At 34.3% G+C, this 4,046-nt stretch carries 1 protein-coding gene; it reads left to right on the forward strand.

Features of this window, described 5'->3' with window-relative positions:
• The first annotated feature begins 687 nt into the window (after positions 1-687).
• A complete protein-coding gene (locus EKG35_RS20250; protein ID WP_126296356.1) occupies positions 688-3,873 on the forward strand; it encodes an S-layer homology domain-containing protein in 3,186 nt (1,061 codons plus the stop codon).
• Positions 3,874-4,046: the final 173 nt, after the last annotated feature.

Raw genomic sequence — 4,046 nt, forward strand, 5'->3', positions numbered from 1 at the left:
CTATGAACACTTTAAAGCGAAAATTTTATTAAATAATTTATATAAGAAAATTGGGGTTCATTTAGGATAATCGGGGTGCCGTGTAATATCACTTCACCCCAACATTTGACATAGAACCTTAAAAGAATCCTTTTAAATTCATCTAATTGCCTCGCAAAAAATAAATCAAATTTTTATGCATAATTCCATAAATGTTATAATATACTTATTCGGGTAGATTACCTATTAAAAAATTATAGACACAAATTACCGAAGTTGATAAAAATTAGTGCATTTCTTTACATATACTAATAATTCATTTAAGAAAACTCACTATTACTTAAATAAAATAAATAATATAATTATATTACAAAAGTTATTTTTCTGTTATTTAATATCAAAATCTATTAATTTCATGTAACTTTTGATAAATATAATTATATTGAAATAATAGTAAAAAAATAGAATGAAAGAAAGTATTGGTTTTAGAGGTGTATTTGTGTCATAATAGGATTACATTTGATGTTATCCAAAATACAAAAATGGTAATTATTTAATAGCATTAGTTTAGGCAATTCTGTAATTAAAGCTAAAAAATGATTGACATACCATTTGTATACTACTAAACTTTTATGTGTAATAGTTTTCTACACATAAATAGTGAGGATAACTAAAATTATTACTAGAATTAGAGGAGGAAATCTTTCTATGGCTAACCAACCAAAGAAATACAAAAAGTTTGTAGCAACTGCTGCAACAGCTACATTAGTAGCATCTGCAATCGTTCCTGTAGCTTCTGCTGCAGCATCATTCCCAGATGTTGCTGAAAACAATTCACATGCTGAAGCGATCAACGCATTAGTTGAAGCTGGCATCATTAAAGGGTACGAAGATGGTACTTTCAAACCAAACGCACAATTAACACGTGGACATGTTGTTAAAATGCTTGGTAAATGGGTAGAAGCTCAAGGTTTCGAAATCCCAGCTGACTACAACACAGTTCAACGCTTCGACGACGTAGCTGTTGACGCTGCTGACCAAGAATTAGTAAAATACGCTGCTTTAGTAAAAGACACTGGCGTATTCTTAGGTTCTGATGGTGACTTAAATGCTGCCGACAGCATCACTCGTGAAAACATGGCTCTTACTTTAGACCGTGCTTACAAAGCTGTATTCAAAAAATCTTTAGTAGAATTAGCTGAAGGTTCTACAAACTTAACAGTTTCTGACCTTGCTACTGCTAAAGAAGAAGCTCGTGAAGAAATCCAAGCTCTACGCAACTTAGGAATTTCTAACGTTAATACTTTCAATCCAAAAGACACAGTAACTCGTGCTCAATTCGCTTCATTCTTACACCGTACAATCGAAGCTGAAGGCACTCCATCTACAGAAGTTGGAGCAATTAAATCTGCAACAGCTACTAAAGTTAACGAAGTAACAGTAGTATTCGACGCTCCTGTAGCAGATACAGAAGCTGCAAAATTCGCATTTGCTCGTGGTACAACTGCAATCAACGTTACTGATGTTGACTGGAGCGAAGACAAAACAACTGCTGTATTAACAGTTGATACTAAATTCGTTGATGCAACTTACAATTTAACAGTAACTGGTGTAGCTGAAAAAGAATTAACTGCTTCAATTAAAACTACTCGTGAAGAAGTATCTTCAATCGAATTTAATTCAAGCACTTTAGTTTTAACTGGTACTGAAACAGCTACTGCAAAAGAAGCACGTATTACTTTCTCTGTTTATAACCAATATGGTGAAGAGATTACAGATGATATCCCAACAAGTCGCTATAAAGACTTAAAAATCAGTGGTATCGATGAAGAAAGCATTGAGTTCCCTGCTGGTTATAAAGGTGTTATCTCTGTAATGGTTGATGAAGATGAAGATGATGATGCAGAAGGATCAATCAGCTTTACTTACGAAAATGGTGAAGTTGAAATTGATGTTGATCAAGATGTAGTGCTTTCAGATGAAATTGAACCAGGTTCTGTAGAAATTAAAGGTGTTTATAGCCCAACAGACGAGGAACTAAGCACTAAAAACTTAATTGATGGTGATGAATTCTACATTATCTTCAGTGTTAAAGATCAATTCGGTGCTACGATTGACCCAGAATACGCTGACAAACAAAATGTTGCTTCTGGCGATACTACAATTTTAGAACAAGTTCAAGATGGATTACGTGTAGATGTATCTAACAAAGACATTTTCGCTTTAGTTGATGAAGAAGACATTGAAGTTAAGAATGTTGATGGGAAATGGTATTTCGCAATAGCAATCGATTCTGAAGAAGTAGACGAGGATGATATTGTAGGTGGAGAAAACACTGTAACATTCCGTGCTAAAGCTACTGGTGAAGAGAGCTCATCTGTAATCAAAGTTACTGATAGTGCTGAAGTGTACAAAATTGAACTTTCTTCTCCAGATGAAGTTGTTGCTGGTGACGAAGAAGTTAAAGTACCGGTATTTGCATATGACCAAAATGGAGAGTCAATTACAGATGCAGCTGAATTAAACGATGATCTTCGTGATGGTAAAATTAAAATTGACTGGGATGCTGATAGAGTTGCTTTAGGTAATGCAGCTGCATCTACTGTATTTACTTTCATTGAAGAAGATGGTCAATTATATTTAACTTTTGATTCAGCAGATAATTTAGGTGACGAAGCAGAAGAGCTTGATATTGATATTGAGGTTGATAAATCAGGCGAAGAAAGCTCAATTACTCTTGATATCGAACCTAATGCACATCCAGAGTCATTAGTAAAAATCGCTGATAATTCTAACACTTATATCTATAAAGGGGCAACACTTGAGTTAGCCTACGATGATTTTGTTATTGAAGATCAATATGGTCGAGTATTTGACAAATTCTCTGATACAGATTCATACCAAAAAGATAGTAATGGAAACATTGTTAGAGATAGTGAAGGCAATCCAATTCCATCTTGGAAAAACTACACTATTACTGGCAAATCATTAAATGAAAATAATGTCTCTACATCTTCTGATACTTCTGGATTAGATCTTGTTGGTATCGATGGTAATGCTACAGTTGAATTCACTTTAACTTCTAGAGACGTGGAAGGTAACTTAGTAACTGATGTATTAAGTACTACAATTCGCACAGTAGAAGCATCCGACTTTGATTCTTATAAAGTATATAGTGATGAATTAGTTTATGGTAAAGATGATGCTTCACCTGCAGATAATGCTAATATCGAAGTATATGGTGTTCTTGGAAACGGTGTAGAAGTAGAATTACCAGCTGATGGTATTGCTTATAAAGTTCTAGCAGGTGACTATTTAACAGTTACTGATACAGATGAAGTAGATGTAAAAGCAGATATTACTGAAATTGGTACTAATCTAAGCGATGCTGGTGATCGTATTGAAACAGATGTTACTGTAGTAATTAATGGTGATGGATCTCGAATTGAACATAAAATCACACTTGCTGAAGCAACACCAAAAGTTGCATCATTTGAACTTGAGGATGCAGATTCATTAAATGGTAATCTGTTGAAATCATTAGATATTAATGTAACTAGTGGAGATACAGTAATCACTGCTACAGATATTTATGCAGCATTATTATCACAAGGATCATTTGATATAGAAGATCAATATGGTGAAGATTTAGATAATGATGACTTTAACTCATCTACTGGTGAATTTACTTTCTTCCGTGGAAAACAAAAACTCGGCTTAACAATTTCTGATATTAATTCAGCAAATGATGACGATGTTGAAGTACGTTCAAATGGTACTGTTTCAACTAAAATTTATGTAGGCGGTAATAACGGTGTTGTTGAAGGTGATTCGTTCAACCTTACATTAACTATTAATGGTAAAACTCAAACTGTTAAAGTTTACGTTAAATAATAATTATTACTTAAAAAAACTCTATGGATAATTCCATAGAGTTTTTTACTGGCGTGCGCCCGGCATGCGTATGAACTATAGGGTGCAAGTCCCGAACCCCGAAGACAGAAGTAGAGGTTAGCTAAGAGCAAGGGTGTCCGTGGCGACGCGGAATCTGAAGGAAGCTGGAGGCA

The sequence above is a fragment of the Lysinibacillus telephonicus genome, from assembly GCF_003966145.1.
Lineage (GTDB): Bacteria > Bacillota > Bacilli > Bacillales_A > Planococcaceae > Ureibacillus > Ureibacillus telephonicus.